At 67.2% G+C, this 16,744-nt stretch carries 20 protein-coding genes; 9 read left to right on the forward strand and 11 right to left on the reverse strand.

The window, feature by feature from the left end; all coding sequences use genetic code 11:
* The first annotated feature begins 677 nt into the window (after positions 1-677).
* The 7 genes from QQY66_RS48240 (at position 678) to QQY66_RS48270 (ending at position 6,896) form a co-directional block, all read left to right on the forward strand.
* Positions 678-887: a hypothetical protein gene (locus QQY66_RS48240; protein WP_301986942.1), complete on the forward strand. Its 210-nt coding sequence runs from the start codon at positions 678-680 to the stop codon at positions 885-887.
* A gap of 660 nt (positions 888-1,547) precedes the next feature.
* Positions 1,548-2,225 carry an HNH endonuclease family protein gene (locus tag QQY66_RS48245; RefSeq protein ID WP_301986944.1) on the forward strand — a complete coding sequence of 226 codons (678 nt, stop codon included), beginning with the start codon at positions 1,548-1,550 and terminating at the stop codon, positions 2,223-2,225.
* Between the two features lie 469 nt (positions 2,226-2,694).
* Entirely contained in the window at positions 2,695-3,192 is a 498-nt protein-coding gene (locus QQY66_RS48250) for a helix-turn-helix transcriptional regulator (protein ID WP_301986946.1), read from the forward strand.
* Positions 3,173-4,222 carry a serine hydrolase gene (locus QQY66_RS48255; RefSeq protein WP_301986947.1) on the forward strand — a complete coding sequence of 350 codons (1,050 nt, stop codon included), beginning with the start codon at positions 3,173-3,175 and terminating at the stop codon, positions 4,220-4,222. The genes QQY66_RS48250 and QQY66_RS48255 overlap by 20 nt, the downstream gene beginning before the upstream one ends.
* A gap of 387 nt (positions 4,223-4,609) precedes the next feature.
* Positions 4,610-4,768, forward strand: a complete 159-nt coding sequence (locus QQY66_RS48260; protein WP_301986949.1) for a hypothetical protein — start codon at positions 4,610-4,612, stop codon at positions 4,766-4,768.
* Between the two features lie 507 nt (positions 4,769-5,275).
* Positions 5,276-6,166, forward strand: a complete 891-nt coding sequence (locus QQY66_RS48265; protein WP_301986950.1) for a DUF5655 domain-containing protein — start codon at positions 5,276-5,278, stop codon at positions 6,164-6,166.
* Between the two features lie 580 nt (positions 6,167-6,746).
* Positions 6,747-6,896, forward strand: a complete 150-nt coding sequence (locus QQY66_RS48270; protein ID WP_301986951.1) for a hypothetical protein — start codon at positions 6,747-6,749, stop codon at positions 6,894-6,896.
* A gap of 303 nt (positions 6,897-7,199) precedes the next feature.
* On the opposite strand, the gene QQY66_RS48275 is transcribed toward QQY66_RS48270, so the two are convergent.
* The 9 genes from QQY66_RS48275 to QQY66_RS48315 all read right to left on the reverse strand — a co-directional run bounded on the left by QQY66_RS48275 (position 7,200) and on the right by QQY66_RS48315 (position 13,772).
* Complete coding sequence (locus tag QQY66_RS48275; RefSeq protein WP_301986952.1) at positions 7,200-7,856, reverse strand: hypothetical protein; 657 nt, start codon at positions 7,854-7,856, stop codon at positions 7,200-7,202.
* Positions 7,857-8,313: 457 nt separating this feature from the next.
* Positions 8,314-9,549, reverse strand: a complete 1,236-nt coding sequence (locus QQY66_RS48280; protein ID WP_301986954.1) for a CRISPR-associated endonuclease Cas3'' — start codon at positions 9,547-9,549, stop codon at positions 8,314-8,316.
* Between the two features lie 66 nt (positions 9,550-9,615).
* Positions 9,616-10,275 (reverse strand): CRISPR-associated protein Cas5, encoded by a 660-nt coding sequence (gene cas5, locus QQY66_RS48285; RefSeq protein ID WP_301986956.1) that lies wholly within the window; start codon positions 10,273-10,275, stop codon positions 9,616-9,618.
* Positions 10,272-10,583 carry a hypothetical protein gene (locus tag QQY66_RS48290; RefSeq protein ID WP_301986957.1) on the reverse strand — a complete coding sequence of 104 codons (312 nt, stop codon included), beginning with the start codon at positions 10,581-10,583 and terminating at the stop codon, positions 10,272-10,274. The genes cas5 and QQY66_RS48290 overlap by 4 nt, the downstream gene beginning before the upstream one ends.
* Positions 10,580-11,314, reverse strand: coding sequence for a type I-B CRISPR-associated protein Cas7/Cst2/DevR (gene cas7i / locus QQY66_RS48295; RefSeq protein ID WP_301986958.1), 735 nt, complete (start codon positions 11,312-11,314; stop codon positions 10,580-10,582). The genes QQY66_RS48290 and cas7i overlap by 4 nt, the downstream gene beginning before the upstream one ends.
* Positions 11,311-12,696 carry a hypothetical protein gene (locus tag QQY66_RS48300; protein WP_301986960.1) on the reverse strand — a complete coding sequence of 462 codons (1,386 nt, stop codon included), beginning with the start codon at positions 12,694-12,696 and terminating at the stop codon, positions 11,311-11,313. The genes cas7i and QQY66_RS48300 overlap by 4 nt, the downstream gene beginning before the upstream one ends.
* An 80-nt stretch (positions 12,697-12,776) precedes the next feature.
* Positions 12,777-13,049: a CRISPR-associated endoribonuclease Cas6 gene (locus QQY66_RS48305; protein ID WP_301986962.1), complete on the reverse strand. Its 273-nt coding sequence runs from the start codon at positions 13,047-13,049 to the stop codon at positions 12,777-12,779.
* A complete protein-coding gene (locus tag QQY66_RS48310) occupies positions 13,049-13,225 on the reverse strand; it encodes a hypothetical protein (RefSeq protein WP_301987795.1) in 177 nt (58 codons plus the stop codon). Before QQY66_RS48310 ends, QQY66_RS48305 begins: the two co-directional genes overlap by 1 nt.
* A gap of 100 nt (positions 13,226-13,325) precedes the next feature.
* Entirely contained in the window at positions 13,326-13,772 is a 447-nt protein-coding gene (locus QQY66_RS48315) for a hypothetical protein (protein WP_301986963.1), read from the reverse strand.
* A gap of 383 nt (positions 13,773-14,155) precedes the next feature.
* Here QQY66_RS48315 and QQY66_RS48320 point away from each other — a divergent pair, with 383 nt between their 5' ends.
* Complete coding sequence (locus tag QQY66_RS48320; RefSeq protein ID WP_301986964.1) at positions 14,156-15,031, forward strand: hypothetical protein; 876 nt, start codon at positions 14,156-14,158, stop codon at positions 15,029-15,031.
* Between the two features lie 63 nt (positions 15,032-15,094).
* Here QQY66_RS48320 and QQY66_RS48325 read toward each other — a convergent pair whose 3' ends face one another.
* Positions 15,095-15,376: a hypothetical protein gene (locus QQY66_RS48325; RefSeq protein ID WP_301987796.1), complete on the reverse strand. Its 282-nt coding sequence runs from the start codon at positions 15,374-15,376 to the stop codon at positions 15,095-15,097.
* 7 nt (positions 15,377-15,383) lie between these two features.
* Entirely contained in the window at positions 15,384-15,926 is a 543-nt protein-coding gene (locus tag QQY66_RS48330; RefSeq protein WP_301986965.1) for a hypothetical protein, read from the reverse strand.
* A gap of 246 nt (positions 15,927-16,172) precedes the next feature.
* Here QQY66_RS48330 and QQY66_RS48335 point away from each other — a divergent pair, with 246 nt between their 5' ends.
* Positions 16,173-16,655: a hypothetical protein gene (locus tag QQY66_RS48335; RefSeq protein ID WP_301987749.1), complete on the forward strand. Its 483-nt coding sequence runs from the start codon at positions 16,173-16,175 to the stop codon at positions 16,653-16,655.
* Positions 16,656-16,744 lie beyond the last annotated feature (89 nt).

The following is a 16,744-nucleotide window of genomic DNA, read 5'->3' on the forward strand; positions in this document are numbered from 1 at the left end:
AAACCCCGCCTCGCGGCCGCAGCCACCGTCAGTGGCCCGGATTGCCTGCTGGGCGGGCAGCGGAGCAGACGGCTCGACGAGAGTAGCCGATCTCCTGATCATTGGGTGTGGCGGTGGTCCCACAGCAGCAAGGCGACTGATCGTAGGCGAAGTCGGCTGGTCTCCACGCCGTTGCCGCAGGGCAGGTCCTGTGCTCGACCTGGGCCGTCCGGAGCTGGGCATACGGCATGCCACCGAGCGGCAACGGTCGGTGTCTGAGGTGCAGTGGTATTCCGGCTTCGGTGAATCTGCACATCGCATGCGCAACTGCGGCGCAGCACGCGATGGATCTGCACAAGCGCCTGCCGCGTGATGCTCTGTTGGTGCGGAGTGTCCCGTTCGAGGACGTGGTGGCAATACCGGGCGGGGTGCCGGTGTCGCGTGCCATGTGGAGAGGCTGCCCCCAAGCCGTGTGTGTGCCTGCACGGATGCGTCGCCTGTTCGTTCAACTTCCCGGGTGCGTGTGTCGGTTGGTTGGATGCCCGACGCGCTCCGTGCTTTGATCCGTTGCGCTGCGGGGCCTGCACGAAAGTCTCCGGAAACGGGGGCCGCACGCCCCTCCGCGGCAGAGGCCCGCATATCTGTCCCCAGCGGGGCCACCCCCCTTGTGGATCATCCATACGAAGGGAAGTTTCCTCATGAACTCCGCTCCCCAGGTTGAGACCGTTGAGATCTCCGACGTCGAGCTCGACAACGTCTCCGGCGGCCTGAACCCGCACGCTAGCCTCGTCGTCGGCCCCACGGCGGTCAGTGACGCCGATGTCCTGGCCCAGCTCGACGCCGTCAAGAACGAGGTCCTGGGCTCCGCCGGCCAGTACAACCACGTCAGCTTCCACGCCTCCCTCTGATCCACAGCCGTAACTCCCGCCGGTGAGCCCTCTCCAACCTGATGGTGTGGTTGGGCTGTTGGCGGATTCAGGTGTATGAAAAGGCAAAGCTCCTGGCAGTAACGGGTTCTGACCAAGGTCGCCCGTCTCTGCCAGGAGCTTCGCGTGCCTATCGACCCGTGGTCGATCTGTCGAGGCAGCCCGTGGTGCGTGAGGCGTACTCCGCATCGGACTGCACGAGAACGCGACGCGGACGACAGGGGTACCAGCTCAGGTGCCGGTGAGTTCCAGCTGGAGCTGGTCGCTATGGCGGTCGGGATCCTGCCGCTCCTTGTGCTGCTGTTCCACCGCCGCTGGCCGGAGGCCGTCTACGTCGGGATCGGTCTCTGGGCCCTGGGGGCCTCGTACTGGTACCTGTCCATCCCGCGCGCGAGCTTGCTCTGGTGGCCGCTGTGGGCCGGCCTGGAGCCTGCGGCGCGGGTGGGTGAAGGAGGCGTATGTCGGCGCGGTGGCTCCGCTGATGGTGGTGCTCGCGGTGGCGTTCACATCGGGCCATTGGACCGGCTGACCCCCCATCGGGTGGCGGATGGCACATCTGTCTGGTGAACTCACGCACCCATCTGGCTCATTCGTTCGAGTCAAATCCCTCGAACGAGGTGCGAGCAGTCAATTGTCCGATATGTGATCAATAACATCAGGCGAGCCGCGATCGCGGCCGCACTCGTCCTCGCGTCCTTCGCGACACCCACTCCGGCCCAAGCGCAGGATCGTTCCGTCGAGATCTACACGCTTCCGATGGCGACCTCGGTCCGCCTCCTCCCGTCCGCCGCGGAGGTGCGGGACGGCTATCAGCGCACGAGTTTCAAGCACTGGAACGCTGGCCAGAACCCCACCGACGGCTGCAACACCCGAGCGGAGGTGCTGCTCGCCGAGGCGGTCGACCGGCCTCAGATCCTCCCCGGCTGCAAGCTCTCGGGCGGGCGCTGGTGGTCGTACTACGACTCCAAGTGGCTCACCTCGGCGTCCGCCCTGGACGTCGACCACATGGTGCCGCTCGCCGAGGCCTGGGACTCCGGAGCGTCCCAGTGGACCGCCGAGCGGCGTGAGACGTACGCCAACGATCTGGCCGTCCATCCCTCCCTGGTCGCCGTCTCGGCGGCCTCGAACCGCAGCAAGTCCGACCAGGACCCGGCCGAGTGGCTGCCGCCGACCGTCGAGGTCACGTGCCGGTACGCCTCGGAGTGGATCGCGACCAAACTCCGCTGGGGCCTGACCGCCGACGCCGCCGAACTCGAAGCACTCACCCAACTCGCTGAAGCGTGCCCCGGCACGACCGTGACCTACGAACCCGCGCCATAGGGCCGCGGCCCCCGCCCCGTCCTGCCCAGTCAACGTGCAGGGCGGGGCGCGCTGCGTTGACGCGGCGGCGTCACCATCGGTCTGACGGGCACTCCTCCTGGCCAGGGGTTCATTCCGGGTGGGGGCGTGAAGGGGTGCGTCCGGCGGGAATCCGGGCCTCACGCGCCGTTCCATTCCGTCACTAAAAGTAATTGTTTGCTGCTAATTGTTTACGGAACGTGACGTCGAGTGTGTGTCGTCACGTCGACCACTCATGGCCGATGGTGATGGACGCCTTTCGTGTCCAGGCCCGAGAGGTCGTCGAAGCGCTCCTGCCGGAGCCCGAGGCGCTGGACATCGGTGATACCCGGCGTGGTCGGCCCTGCTGGGAGCAGGGCCCCGAAACGGGCAAGTGGGGTCTCCTCGGTTCCGAAGGGAGGGGAGGAGCTGATGCTTTCTTATTCCGTAACTTCGGAGTATCGTATTTCGAATGATGGGTGAGGATCTGGCTCGGCTGGTGGCTGAACTGGCTCAACGCGTCGAGCGGCTGGAGGGGAAGAGACCCGTTCCGGCTGTCGCGGTTGACGATGAGCCACATGTCACCTACTCCGGATCTGGGCCGGGGGACAACGGCACGGTGGCCTGGCAGATCATTCGCGGTTGGCCGGACATTCTCGACGGCACCGGCGAAAGGTCCGCCGCCCTCTTCAGCGCGCTCGCGAGCCCTCTGCGGTTGCGGATCGTCGCTGAGTTGATCGGCGGCGAGGTCGCGACCGCGGAGCTGGCACGCCGGCTCGACCAGCCGTCAACCGGCCAGCTTTTTCATCACCTCAAGGAGCTGCTCGCGGCAGGTGTGATCTACCAGCCGGTGCGGGCCACCTACGCGATCCGCAGCGAGAACGTCGTTCCGTTGCTGGCGATGCTATGTGCCGCCATCGACATCAGAGAGTCCCCACAGGAGGCCCGTCATGACAGCGAACCCCCATGATCTGACGGCGCGGTTACGGTCGTTCCACAAGCAACACGGGCTGCCCGGCATCGCGGCAGCGGTGGTGACCGCGGACAGTGTCCTGATGGCTGCGACCGGAACGCGGGTTCGCGGTGGCAGCGATCCTGTCGGCGAGGCTGACACATGGCATATCGGCTCCTGCGGCAAATCCATGACCGCGGCACTGTGGGCGAGGCTGGTCCAGCGAGGCCAGGCGACATGGGAAGACACCGTTTCCGAACTGTTCTGCGACCTTGACCCGAAGCCGCATCCAGCCTGGCAGACAGTCACCATCACCGACCTGCTCAGCCACTTCGCCGGCCTGGCCGGCAATCTGACTCAGGCCGACTTGAAAGCGGCCTACTCCAAAGAGGAGTCGCCGGCAGATCAGCGCACCGAGGTGGCCGCTCGCGCATTGGCCGCGCCCCCGGTGCGATACGGGAGATTTTTGTACTCCAACCTTGGCTACACCATCGCGGGAGCGGCCATCGAGCGGGTCACGGGGGAGCCATTTGACAGCGCGATGGGCCGCGAGATTCTGCACCCGCTGGGCATGTCCAGTGCCGGGTTCGGGCCGCCGTCCGGTGACCAGCCGTGGGGGCATCGGCCCCGATGGGTGATGCTTGGCCGCGGAGAGGCCATTGCCCCGAACGAGATGAGCCTGCCGCATCCGGCGGACAACCCACCGGTGATGACGCCGGCCGGTCGGCTTCATGTCTCGCTGGCCGACTGGGCCCGATTCGTGCGGCTCTTCCTGACCGACGGGCCCGACTTCCTCACCGCCGAGTCGGTCGGGCTGCTCACCACGTCACCACCCGGCCGGAAGTCGAGCCAGGGGCTGGGCTGGGCAATACCCGCCGGCGGCTCGCCACCGATCGCCCATGCCCAACAGGGGTCGAACATGCGTTGGATAGCCACGGCGTTGGTCCATCGAGACCGTCACCACGCCGTCCTCATCGTGTGCAACGACGGACGCCAACGCCTGCTGCGCGCGTGTGCCAGGCTTGGGCTGGCACTGGTCGCGACCTGACCCCCGGACGCAAGAGATCACTGTTGTCGCGGGGCTTCAGAGTTGAGCGGTGCGGAGGTGCCCACGGGCTCGGCGAGTCGTGACACAGCGAGTGCGTAGTCGCTGGTTCGTAGCGCTGCGGAACCCGAAAGCCGTCAAGCAACTACCGACGACAAACGGTCAAGGAAGTTCTGAGCCGTTACATAGCCAACCTGCGGAGCCCGCGGGGCCTCGAGAGCCTCCGCGCCTTCTGTCTCGAGTCGACCGTGTGGTCGGCCCGCTACGCCCACGGCGGGCTCGGCGCCTTCTTCCGCGACGGCTTCGACTGCCACCTGCTGCTCCAGATCGCCGAGGAACCCGCCGACGCGCTGCCCCAGGGCAGCGGCGACTGCTACTCCCCTATGGCACTTGCGGGCCTTCAAGAACGGTCCCGACCTGCCCAGGTCCGGTCAAACACAGGCGGACTTCGCGGCCGTCAACGTCAACTTCTGGATCTCCCCGACCGAGGCGAACCTCGCCCCCGACAGCGGCGGCCTGGTGAAACCGCACACGCATCCCGGCGATTGAGTCGGCCTCAGCCCCCTGTCGTGCACGTCGATTCGAAACGTGGCACTTTCGGGTATGGCGGTAATCCTCGCCGTCGCGTCAGTTGACAAGGCATTGCGGAACCGGGCCAGCCGGTATCACCCGTATCTGGTCGAGTCTCGATCCGAACGGTGCTCTGGGAGTCATTTGCGTTCGCTGTCCTGGAGAAGTCGAAGAATGATGCTCTGGAGCATAGAGGCGAATTCTCCGCAAGTTGCATGGGCTGTGATAGAGCAGGCGCTTAGAAGGCACGTGCTCTATCCACTGAGCTACGGGGGCTGACCTGCATAAACGCAGCTTCCTTGCGCTGTCCCCCGAGGCCCGGGGGATACATGGGGGAATCGTAGATTCCCGGTGGCCGGGGGACGCGTGCTTTCTCCGGCCGGGCCGTACGTACGATCTCACACTACCTTCACGCCTCCGAAGCCCCTCGCGGAAACAAACCCGTACCTGATCGGCGTTGGTGATCACCGAGCCGAGGAGGGGAAGGTGTCGGGCCTGAAGCTGTTCCACACGACGAATAGCGGCGTGACCGAGGTCCCGCCGCGCCTTGCTGAGGTAGAGGCGGACGTGCAGGACCTCATCGAGGCGCACATGGAGACGATGCTGGGTGTGCGGTTCCTGGCGAGCGAGTACGTCATCGACTGTGTCGATGGCGGGCGGATCGACTCGCTGGGAGTCGACGAGAATTTTGCACCCGTCGTCGTGGAGTACAAGCGCGGTACGGATGCCGGTGTGATCAACCAGGGCCTGTACTACATGGCGTGGCTCATGGCCGATAAGGACGCCTTCCGGAACCTGGTCCGCGACCGATTCGGGGCGTCGGCCGCGTCCCAGATCCTGTGGAGCGCACCCCGGCTGATCTGTGTCGCTGGCGACTTCACCCGCTACGACGCGCACGCCGTGAGTGAGCACCGGCGCTCGATCGACCTGGTCCGCTACCGGTACTTCGGCAACGACCTCATCGGCCTTGAGACCGTGGCTTCCGTCAACGGGCATTCGGCCACGGGCAGGCGGATTCGCCGGCGCGGGGCCGGGGCGAGGTCTGCCTGTGTACAGGGCGGAGCCCTGGCGGAGTTGGCAGAGGCGGTCGACGAGGTCTTGCTCGGCCTTGGGGAGGGGATCACCCGGGTCCAGCGCAAGCAGTACGCGGCCTATCAGCGGCTGCGGAACTTCGCCTGCGTCTGTCCGCCGCAGCAGACCAAGCTCCTCGTCTACCTCAAGGCCGACCCGAAGGCGGTCGACATCGTCCCCGGTCTCACCCGGGACGTGACGGGGCTCGGTCACCACGGCACAGGCGACCTGGAGGTGCAGCTGCGTACGGAGCGGGACCTGGAGCGTGCCCAGGACCTGTTCCGCCTCAGCTACGCCGCGGCGTAGGGATCGCTCGCCGACACGCTGACCCAATCGGAGTGTGGAGCTGTGGGTTGTCGTCGTGATGGTGCCTTTCGACGCGACGAGCAGGGAATGGCGGTGGACCACCAATAGTGCGGAGGATCCCCGGTTTCGCTAACCGGGGATCCTCTGCTATGTATCGCCCTGCCCGTGGTGCGGTTGCGGAATCTCCTGGGCTGATGACGAGACGAGGCGGCGCTCGGTCACCCACGCCTTCCTCAGGTTTCGAATGCACGTGGGCTAATAACGACCCACTGGAACGGCGATCCCGACCGTCTACGGCTCAGGTTTCGAACCCTCCTGAGCTTATGGCGAGGGAAAGTCCTGGAGCCGGCCGACATCCGCATGATCCCGTTTCAAACCCTCTTGGGCTGATGACGACGGTGGTGACCTCCAGCAGGCGGCCGTCGTATTGGTTTCGAACCCTCCTGGGCTAATGACGGCGACCCCGATGATCCCTCAGGGCCGTCCCGTGCGGACGTTTCGAACCCTCCTGGGCTGATAACGACGGGCATAGCGTGGACATCCAGCCGTACACCAGTACGTTTCGAACCCTGCTGGGCTGATGACGACCACGGCGATTCGGTGGGAAGAACTGCCCACCTGGATGTTTCGAACCCTCCTGGGGCTGATGACGACGATGGACGGGCTGAGCGATCACGACATCGTTGTGGTGTTTCGAACCCTCCGGGCTGATGACGACCGCCCGCAGTGACCACCCGGTCACGCGGCTGATGCGATTTCGAACCCTCCGGGGCTGATGACGACCAGGCGGTAATGCGCGGCGATCCGGTCGACGTCATGTTTCGATCCCTCTTGGGCTGATGACGACACGGCGCACCGCCTTCCACCGCCGCCATGTGCTGGCGTTGCGAACCCTCCTGGGCTGATGACGACGGAACTCCTCGGCCTTGAGCCCGGCACCTCCGCCACTTTTCGAACCCTCCTGGGCGACGACTACGGCGTGAGTACCGTCGCATCTGGCTGCGCTGATCAGGTTGCGATCCCTCCTCGCCGATCAAGCCAGCTCTTCCTTCCGGTACGTGGCACCCGGATCTCGTACGGCGGTGAGCCCGTGCTCGCTGCTGTAGGCGCCGTCGATGACGTACACCTTCAACTCCGTGTCGTAGCGCGCTCGGGGAACGGCGCTGGCGGGCAGTGGGATGAGGTAGTCGTCGGCGAGGAGTCGGCCGGCGCGGCCTCGTGCTTGGTCGAGTGCGGCGGCGTAGCTGCTGCGGTCTTCGGTGAGGATGGCTTCGGTGCCGTCGAAGAGTTCATCGAACCGCTCTGCGAGGTCGTCGCGGCTGTCGAAGGGATAGGTGAAGTCCAGGAATGTGGCGGCGAATTGGTCTCGGTGGAAGAGCACGTCCTTTCGCCATGCTGTGCCCCAGTCGGTGGCGTAGATCTGGTTGAGCCATCCGGTGATGTCGTTCTCGTCGACGGGCTGTCCGTCGTGTGCGGTGAGGATGCGCCAGGCCGCCTGGGTGGGGGCCTGCGGGTAAATGCCGTCGGCGAACCATTTGCCCGGTGCATTCTGGCGCGGGGTGTAGCGGGCGGCGTGCACGATGACGTCGGTCGGGGGCCGGGCGGCGATCCGGTTGGCCCGGCCGAATCTCTGGGCCAGGGCTTCGAGGTCGGCGGCGGCGGTGAACAGCACGTCGAAGTCGACGTCCATGGAGACTCCGAGAACCTGCGTGGAGACGACCAGGCCCGGCAGCCGGTCACCCCTCCGGGTGCGGTCGACGCTGTGGCGTTCGGTGATGTGCTGTTCCAGCGGTTGCGGTCGCGGCGCTTGAAACGGGAGTGCAGCATGGCCGCGGCCTCCGGTCCGAACAGCCTGCGTGCGATGGGGCCGAGTTGGTCGTAGAGCTGCTGGGCCTGGCGGATGTTGTTTGCGACGACGAGGACGGATTCACCGTTGTGTAGGCGTTCGGTGATCTCGGCGATCGCGGCCGGGTCGGTGAGGTGGTGGGGGCGGGTGCGGATGCGGTGCCGGGCTGGCTGGTGGCTGTCGGAGTCGTCGGTGCGGGTCACGGTGCCGGCGAGGGTGTCTTCGATGAGCTCGGCGAGGGCGTCGGGCAGGGTGGCGGACAGGACGGCGAAACGTCCGCCGAGCCGTTCCAGCAGGCTCATCATGGCCAGGATGTAGCCGAGCCGTTTGGTGTCGTAGGCGTGCAACTCGTCCATGATGAACACCGAGTTCGCTCCGTCCACGAGCAGGGAGGAGTGGGCCGCTCCGACCAGCGCGGCGCGCAGCAGCTGGTAGGGGTGGTGATCCTGACCGTCTCCTTGAACAGCCGGGTGGCTGCCTGCCGGGCCACTGCTTTGCGCGCGGCGGTCACCCGTTCGGCGTCCCCGTCCTCCGGGCACACCGCGTTGGTCAGGTGGTAGGCGGCTGCTCGCCCGTGTGCCACGCCGACCTGGTCTGCCGAGCCCAGTTCCCGAGTGGTGCGGTCCGCGTTGGCGTTGATCGACGCGAGGTAGGGGAGCGTGTAAAAGACGCGGGCCACGCCCTGTCCCGCGGCGTGCATGGTGGCGGTCTGGCGGCAGGCCCACAGCCAGGCGGCCTCGGTCTTGCCGCTGCCGGTCCTGGACCTGAGCAGCAGGTGGTTTTCGACCGCCGCTGCGCGCCGCTGGTGCGGTCGCAGGCTGTAGCCCTTGGCGGTGATGGCCGCCTCCAGCCGGGCAGCGAAGGCTGGGCCCATGGGCTGGGTGAGGTGCAGCTTTCCGTGGGCGGAGGAGAGGTGGTCGGCCATGGTCACAGCGCCCTGGAGCAGTACCGCTACCAGTCCCTCCCCCGGGTCGGCCCCGTACTCCCAGCGGTCCAGCAGCCTATTCAGCTCTGTGTGGGCCTGGGAGACCCAGTCCGCGCCGGCGGACAGCGGCTTGACCGGTAGTCCCGCTGCGGACGCGGTCTCGTAGAGCCATGCGGCCAACTCGTCCGCAGCGGCCTGGTCGAGGGAAGAAAACCGTGCCCGCCACTCCCCGACCGGCGCTGCCCCGTACAGCGCGGCAAGCGATCTGGGGGAGTTCGTCAACGACCGGTGGTGGGTGGCGACGGCGGCCGCCACCCATGCCCGCAGCTCGTCGTCCGCAACCAGCTCGACGAATCCCAGGGAGAGCACCTCGTGGCGCTCTCCCCATACAGGCCCCCCGGCGAGCATGGCCTGGCAGCCGTCGGGGATCTTCCCCGCATCGTGCAGCAGATCGGCCAGGGCAACCGTGTCCCAGAAGCGAGCTAGAACCCCGGCGACGACTGTGATCTGGCCGGTGCGCTCGGCCACGAGCCGGGCCGCGTCCAGGGCCGCGCTCAGGTGAACCGTCAACGGTTCGGCCGGCCAGTAGCCTCTGGCGCTCTTGGCCAGCACCCGGGACAGCACCGTGGCCCTCTCAAGTCCTCGTGACCCTGGTGGGGTTGATGACTGCATGCGTCTCTATGCCTCTGCGGTCGCGGGGTGGGCGGGTGGAAGCAGGGTGACGGCCTGCCCGGTGGGGGTGCTGTAGCTGTCGGGAACGGTGGCGGTGGTGGTGCCGGTGGCGTCGTAGCGGTAGGTGCCCCACACGGTGCGGGCTCTGTCCATGCGGATCGCCGTGGGTAGACGCAATGCTGTGCCGGCGGTGCCGGGCCGGTCCTCGACCAGGGCACCGCCCTGTTCGCCCGGGTTTCGCGCCAGATCGATGGTGTTGAGGTAGAGACCGACGAGGTCTTGGTTGCGGCCGAGGCGTAGCGGCCAGAGCGGGCGGCGCAGGATGCTGTGCCACCGCTCGGGCTGGTCGGTGATCCAGACCGTCAGGGTGGTGAAGGCCAGGAACTCGCGGTCCTTGGGGTTGGACTTGGTGGGACGGCCTTCGGCGTCGAGGGGGTGGTAGGTCTCCAGGTCGACGCCCTGGCCTCGGGCGTGGAAGGCCATGGCGAACTGGAAGGTCTCGGCGATGTGCTGCCAGCCGCCGGCCGCGGCGGCGAGCATGCCGCCGACCGTGGAGGGCGGCGGGCAGGGCAGACCGACCTGGACCCCGGAGTACAGCGGATTGCGGAAGCTGGCGGCCGGGGCGGTGAACGTGGCCTGAAGTGCCGTGATGGGTCCGGTGGTCATGCTTTGGCGTCCTCGAACCAGGCGTCGTGGGTGCCGTCTTCGATCTCCTGGGCGAGGCCGTTGAGGATGGTGCGCGGGTGGTCGATCACCACGGCGTTCGCGGTGATGAGGTCGGCGAGGTCGGCGAGGTCGCGGCGGGCGCGGTCGCGCTGGTCACCGAGGAATCCGGGCGCCCACCCGATGCGTACCGGGCCGTCGAGCTCGTCACGCCACGCGGCAATCTCCTCGGTGAGGGTGTCGGCGGCGAAGACGGGCTTGCCGTCCTTGTTGGCCAGGACGCGGGTGAAGGGGTTGACGCCGCCCTTCATCGGAGCGAGGAGGATGAGGGCCGGAGTGCGGTCGCCGTAGTGGGCGGCGGGCTTGGCGCCTCCGCGCAGGGCAGCGAGGGTGCGCAGCACGAGCGCGGCGCGGCGGGGCGGCGTTCGGCGATGTCGAGGACGAGTGCCGACACTCCGCGGAACGTGGCCTCGGTGGCGCCCGCCGCTACCGCTTCCTCTGCGGCTTGGGGGAACAGGGCGATGCGGATGCCCTGGCCGTCGGTCTCGAAGGTGCCGACGCGGGGCAGGTCGAGGTTGATGTCGCCGGCGCACACGGCGGTGTAGAACTCGTGCTCGTGGATGACGGGGCTGTCGTCGGCAGCGAATCCGCGCGTCATGGTGCCGAAGTCCGAGGCGGGTCGCTGGGGGGTGACGCTGACGAAGGTGCCGGTGGCAAGCACGGTGTCCCGCTGGCACGAGCTGTCCGATCCCTTGACGGCGACCATGTAGCCGAACAGGTCGTCGTCGGCGAACAGGTCGGGCCGGCCGTTGGTGTACGCCTGCTGCTTTTTGCCCTTGCCCTCGCGGATGACGGGGGAGATGGGCTCGTCGGCGGGGAGGCTGTCGCGCAGCCAGCGGCGCACGGCCTGGGGGGAGATGTAGGGGTAGGTGTCGCGGCCGACCTGCATTTTCTTGACGGTGCCGACGTTGTCCTGGCCGCGTCCGTTGTTGGGGGCGCCGGCCTGGATGTCGAGTGCGAGCTTTCCGGCGAGGTGCGTCACGGGGTGATTCCTTCCTCAAGGGCTTCGGTGTCGGTGGGGTCGATGGCATCGGGGTCGAAGTCCTCGACGATGGTTTTGGCGTCCTTGGGCTGCCAGCCGCGCCTGTGCAGGTCGGCGAGGACGGAGGTCAGCAGGTATTGGCGGAAGAACCAGGCGTTGTTGTCCTGGCTGGGGGAGAACAGCAGCTCGAAGCCGTTCTCGGTGATCAGCGGTGCGTTGTCGTCGGGCCGAGTCAGGACCCATTCGACGGAGTGGCGCTGCAGCCAATTGCGCAGCTCTGTGCCGCGGCCGGCGCGGAACAGGGCGTGGAAGCCAGTGAGTTTGCCCCCGGTGTCGTCGGGCTTGAACAGCGCGGCGACGCTCTGTGCGGTCTGGCGGATTTCGGCGCGATCCTTTTCGTCCATGTGCATCACCTCGTGCAGGTAGGAGCTGATCAGTTCGGCGACGGCCGGGGACTCGGGTACCGGCAGGCCGCAGGTCTGGGTGCGGGCGGTCAGGTAGGCAGCGAGAACGGCGGGGATGCTCTCGGGGCGGTTGAACACCCGCCAGGCGAGGTTCTGTGCGCCGCTGCCTTTGTCGGTGCGGCAGGCACGCAGGAGGCATCGGAATCCGGTGCGCCGGGAGGGCAGACGCGTCGTGGTGCGCAGCCACTCGGCAAGCGGCTGATCCACTGCATGTGCGTCGAACGCCTGGTCCTGGTTGTTGTTCTTGAAGACCAGGAGCTCGACCCCGGCCGTGACCCGGTGCTCGTAGTGGCGTAGCGCCGCCAGCGCGGCGACCTCCGGCTTCGGGGCGGTTGGCTTCTGCCCGGTCGTGAGCAGCAGCTCGTTGCGCCTGACCTGCTGGCGGGTTGTGTGCGCGGTCAGACGCTCGTCCCATGTGTGCAGGGCGGTGAACGAGCCGCCGGTCAGGTGGCATCCGAACGGCAGGGCGTAAAAGGAACACAGGCAGGGCCAGCACAACGCAAGCCCGGCGTGACCGCGCGGAGTCGTGTTGCGGTGAATGATCGCCTCGGCGAGGACGACGTCCTTCTTGCCGTAGAAACCCACCGCCGCCGCGCCGCACAGCACGCATTCTGTCTGCGGCCAGGTCTCCGGTGCGGGGATGGTGCGCCACCGCTGGATGAACTCGCCCAGTGTGGAGCCGTTCTTCGCCTTGAACGTCTCAGTCAGCTCGCTTGCGGGCTTCTTCTTGTAGACCTGCGCCGTGTTGTTGTGGATCGGGCTGTTGGGCCACAGGCTGTACGAGCAGGCGAGGAGGAAGCCGTCTTCAGTATTCTTGTCGCGCGCGTGGGCAGCTGTCACAGCGGCCGCAGTCAGCTTGGCGGTGGCATCGGTGAACCTGGTGCCGACCACCTCGTCCGGATGCCGTACTCCGGCCAATGCAGCCAAGGTGAAAGCCCCGACTCGCTGCAGGGGATGCGGCGAGAACCGTAACGCGCTCTGTTCGGAGGGCAGTTCACTCACGCGACCACCCATCCGAACCCGGCCGCGGTCTGCTGGCCCAGCCCCGCCGACCACAGCGCGGCCAGTGCGGCGGCACCGCCGCTGACCTCGACCTCCACCGGTACACCGGTCCGCTGCCCGGAATGGCCCCGGCCGGTCACCCTGTACGGGCGGCGCGGCCCGATCCACGTGACCGCCTCAAGCCGAATATCCGGCTCATGCCCGAAGGTCTCCGCACGGCGGTTGAGGTTGCGCTCCAGCGCCACCGGGTACCCGGGATCCTCAGGCATCAGCGCACGGACGGGGCGACGACGCGCATCGCGTCGCCCCACAGTTCCCCGCCGGCCACCCCCTTCAGGACGACGACGGTGTCGCTGGCCTGGAAGTGCTGGTGCGTGATGTCCCGGTCGGGAGTGAGCGGGTCGGGCGTCGGCGCGAAGGCCGAAGTGGGCGGGGGCTGGGACATGCGGTTCCTTCCACGCAATCGGTGGCGGGGTGGGAGGAACAATGGTCCGGAGGAACGCCGGTTTGGCTAACCGGCGTTTCCCGGCTATGTTCCCCAGCCGTCAGCGGAACGGGTTCTGCGTACCGCGGTCGTTCTCGCCTGCAGCGTCGAGGAGTTCGAGCAGGTCACTGCCTTCGGCGTCGCGCTGGTCAATCCACCATCCGGCGAGGGTGATGGCGCGGGCCTTCTCCTCCAGCTCCGCCCAGTCCGCCTCGTCCCAGGTCCCTTCCACGACCAGCGCGGTGTGCGCGGCCGTCATCAGCTGGTGGCGGGAGCGCTCGCCCAACTCCAGGGCTTTGGCCGGGCCTTCCCACTGCGGCATGTCGAACTGCTTCGCCCACTCGACGGCAGCCTCCTGCTCAGGGGCGGGCTTGGCCGCGAGCCACTCCACCTTGGACTCGGTGTCGGCGTCGCGCGCCGCCTTCCAGCAGCCGGTGCTTCTCTGCGCTTCACTCGTAGCCGTGTCGGTGAAGGTCGAGCACGGCGTGGCGGGTACGGCGGACGTCATCTTGCTCGTGCTGGTGGACCTAGTACAGGCAGGAACTCGCGGACCGGGTCGAACTGTTCACGGATCAGGAACCAGTCGGCCAAGTGTGCGGCGTAGCGGCGACCACAAAGTCGTGGTCGAGATCGGCATCGAAGCGGAAGTGGTCGGACAGAGACGATTCCTTATCCGCGCGATCAGCGTTGCGCCGCCGCGGCCCGGGGCGTGGGCGGCGGTGCGGGGCGGGTGGTGAGCAGCCGCCGAGCGGGTACGGACAGAGCCGCCCGCCCGGTACGGCGCGGGCTTGACTGGCTTGACTACTCGAACGCTTCGCTGTCGGGGAGCCAGGGCATCGTTCTACGGTCTCCAGCGGGCATTGTCAGTGGCAGGGGTTAGCGTTCTGCAGCATGACCACCGATGCTTCCCCCGCGCTTGACTGGACCATGCTGGGCCAGTCCTTCGCGGACGCCCACGCCGAGCTTGACTCCAGTGACTATCTTCTCCCGACTGAGGCAGAGGCCGAGCAAACAACTCCTGTAAAACCAGCGGTAGTTGATGCTGCCGAACCGGAGGGAACCGACGAGAGACGTGCTCAGTGGCTCCGTACCGTCGAAAACATACGAACCTACTTCGGGCACGAGGCGTCTGACTTTACCCCTTGGCTCGCCCGGCGGCTGGGGATCGTGAAGCGCGCGGCTTGGTTCGAAAACCCACTCACGCTCGTGGGCACAGAGCAGAAGGTTGCCGGCTATCGCATCGACATTCTTGCCAAGACTCAAGTAGGTGATCGCGAACGCTTTGTGGTCATCGAGAACCAGTTGGAACGTACGGACGCGGACCATCTCGGACGCCTGATCACCTGTGCCGCAGAAGTGGAAGCCAGTCACGCTGTATGGATCAGCACGGAATTCAGGGATGACCACCTGAAAGTAATGGAAGCCCTTCAACAACACCACAGAGCCTGCTCATTCATCCCGCTGATAATCAATGGGGCGCTGACAGAGGGTAATCGCGCCGTTTTCGATCTTGTGCCGCCGCCCACATACCCGAGCCCTGAAGATCACCTGCGCGAGAAGCTCCACCTTGCGCTACGTCAAGCGCGCGAGGTTCATCTGACATTGAAGCGCGTTGAGGGCCTGATCTCGGCGAACCCCGAAGCTGACTTCACTCGATATCGTCGTCTGATCACGGAGGCTGGTTTGTGGAGCTACTATGCCGACGATGTGGCTGACTGCCTCTTGGAAACTATTCCCGAGGAGCGTCGCAAGCAGCAGGTGGGCTAGACAGGTTGCCGTATAGGCATTGAGCGTTCTGTGCTGGAGGAGGCTTCTCTTCAGCGGGAGGGATCAGCGGAACGGGTTCTCCGTCCCCGTGTCCGCCTCGGTGGCGGCCTTCAGGAGTTCGAGCAGGTCAGCGCCGTCGGCGTCGCGCTGGTCGATCCACCATCCGGTCCGGGTGATGGCGCGGGCCCTCTCCTCCAGCCCCGCCCAGTCCGCCTCGTCCCGCCACTGCCCGAGGCCGTCAGGTGGACGGTCGGTGCGTAGGCGGGCCTCGGCCGAAAGGATCCGCCCCCTGTCCGAACACTTCCACTTCGCCGTCCACCGAGCACGGCTTCGTCGCGGGTGCAAGAGGACCTCATCGGACCGCTGTGGGACAGCGGAGAGCTCCTGAAGGCTCTGCTTCACGACCACGTCTGCTGGGGTCAGCGGTGCGCTGCGGTAGTCCGGGGCGCGGAGGGCGGCGTCGGGCGGGCGGTGAGCAGGCGCGGGCCCGCAACAGGGCGGCGGTGGAGGCGTACACCACCCACCTCGCCCCGCACGGGTCCCAGCGGGCCTCGGCCACCCGCAGCCGCAGCTGTGCCTCCGGCCAGTCCTGCCAGGTCAGCAGCGTCGTGCCGGAGCGCCGCAGGCGGGCCGCAATGCGACGGCTGGTACGCAGGGCCACCTGCCCCATGGGGCCGAGCAAGACCACCGGCGTCGCCTCGCACACCGTCGCCAACACCTCGGGCCACCGCCGTCCCGGCTCGGGTACAGCTAGCCCGCACGCCAGGTCCAGACCGGCATCCGCCGCCGCGAGCCCGCCGAGCTGGGGCAGACCGACCGCTGCCCAGGCGCCGCCGTCGGTGGCGGCCTCCGCGGCCAACGCGATCAGCAGGGGCAGGTCGCCCCCGGCGCTCACTACCGCGCCGTGGGGCAGCTTCCCGCCTGGGAGCAGGCTGGAGAGCGTGCCCGGACTTGGCTCCGGTCGCCTCCGGAGTCCCTCGCTCACCAGGCGAAACGACGTGCATGAACACATGCTCGATTCCTTGTGCGAGAAATGCAAGCGGGCAAACACCACACCTGTGACTGGTCGCGATAGATGACACCTGGTCGCGACGACCGACACCCGAAGCGCTACCTGGCCCCGCCGCTGGACTCCGGCATCATGACGGCCGCGGCTCCCGTATCGCCCATCCTGGTCGCGCCTGCCGCAATCGCGGAGATCGACCGGGCCGCGGCCTTTCAGGACCGCTGGGGTGGTCTGGCGCTGCCGCCTGCCCCGTTCTACGGGAGCGGTCCGCGCATCCTGGACGCCGACGGTCCCGAGGGCTCGGCCGCTGAGGGCCGGTTGTCAGCGGCGGGAAGCTGCCGGGTGTCCATGGCCTACGGATTCATGATCGGCCCCGACGGCGCATTCGGGATCGATGCCTATCGCCGGACTCCGCTGCATGCCGGCCCAGACGGATGGGTGGAGTCCTTGGCGCCGGCCGCGCATGCCGGTCGCCGGGCCAAGACCGTGACAAAGATCAAAGGGAAGGCGTCGAGCCTTGGGACCTCGTCTTTACGCATCAAGTCCTGGAACCCTGCCATGACCTCGCGAGCTGTTACCTCCAGAGCGGCCGGCTCGGCCTTGAGACGCTCGAGCTGAAACTCGCGATGGTGTGCGCGTCCGCCGTGCTCATCACAAGGAGCGTACGAGGATCGCGTCGGGCCGGGAGGATTCCGGAGCAAACCCGC

This window comes from Streptomyces sp. DG2A-72, from assembly GCF_030499575.1.
Lineage (GTDB): Bacteria > Actinomycetota > Actinomycetes > Streptomycetales > Streptomycetaceae > Streptomyces.

Bases quoted from the DNA above. Each gene is read 5' to 3' on its own strand.
- QQY66_RS48275 (WP_301986952.1), bottom strand. From the start codon at position 7,856: ATGGACGTCGACTTCGACGTGCTGTTCACCGCCGCCGCCGACCTCGAA.
- QQY66_RS48290 (WP_301986957.1), bottom strand. From the start codon at position 10,583: ATGAAGGGCGGCGTCAACCCCTTCACCCGCGTCCTGGCCAACAAGGAC.
- QQY66_RS48320 (WP_301986964.1), top strand. From the start codon at position 14,156: ATGACCACCGATGCTTCCCCCGCGCTTGACTGGACCATGCTGGGCCAG.
- QQY66_RS48270 (WP_301986951.1), top strand. From the start codon at position 6,747: ATGACGACCACGGCGATTCGGTGGGAAGAACTGCCCACCTGGATGTTT.
- QQY66_RS48240 (WP_301986942.1), top strand. From the start codon at position 678: ATGAACTCCGCTCCCCAGGTTGAGACCGTTGAGATCTCCGACGTCGAG.
- QQY66_RS48310 (WP_301987795.1), bottom strand. From the start codon at position 13,225: ATGTCCCAGCCCCCGCCCACTTCGGCCTTCGCGCCGACGCCCGACCCG.
- QQY66_RS48250 (WP_301986946.1), top strand. From the start codon at position 2,695: ATGATGGGTGAGGATCTGGCTCGGCTGGTGGCTGAACTGGCTCAACGC.
- QQY66_RS48315 (WP_301986963.1), bottom strand. From the start codon at position 13,772: ATGACGTCCGCCGTACCCGCCACGCCGTGCTCGACCTTCACCGACACG.
- QQY66_RS48255 (WP_301986947.1), top strand. From the start codon at position 3,173: ATGACAGCGAACCCCCATGATCTGACGGCGCGGTTACGGTCGTTCCAC.
- cas5 (WP_301986956.1), bottom strand. From the start codon at position 10,275: ATGACCACCGGACCCATCACGGCACTTCAGGCCACGTTCACCGCCCCG.
- QQY66_RS48335 (WP_301987749.1), top strand. From the start codon at position 16,173: ATGACGGCCGCGGCTCCCGTATCGCCCATCCTGGTCGCGCCTGCCGCA.
- QQY66_RS48305 (WP_301986962.1), bottom strand. From the start codon at position 13,049: ATGCCTGAGGATCCCGGGTACCCGGTGGCGCTGGAGCGCAACCTCAAC.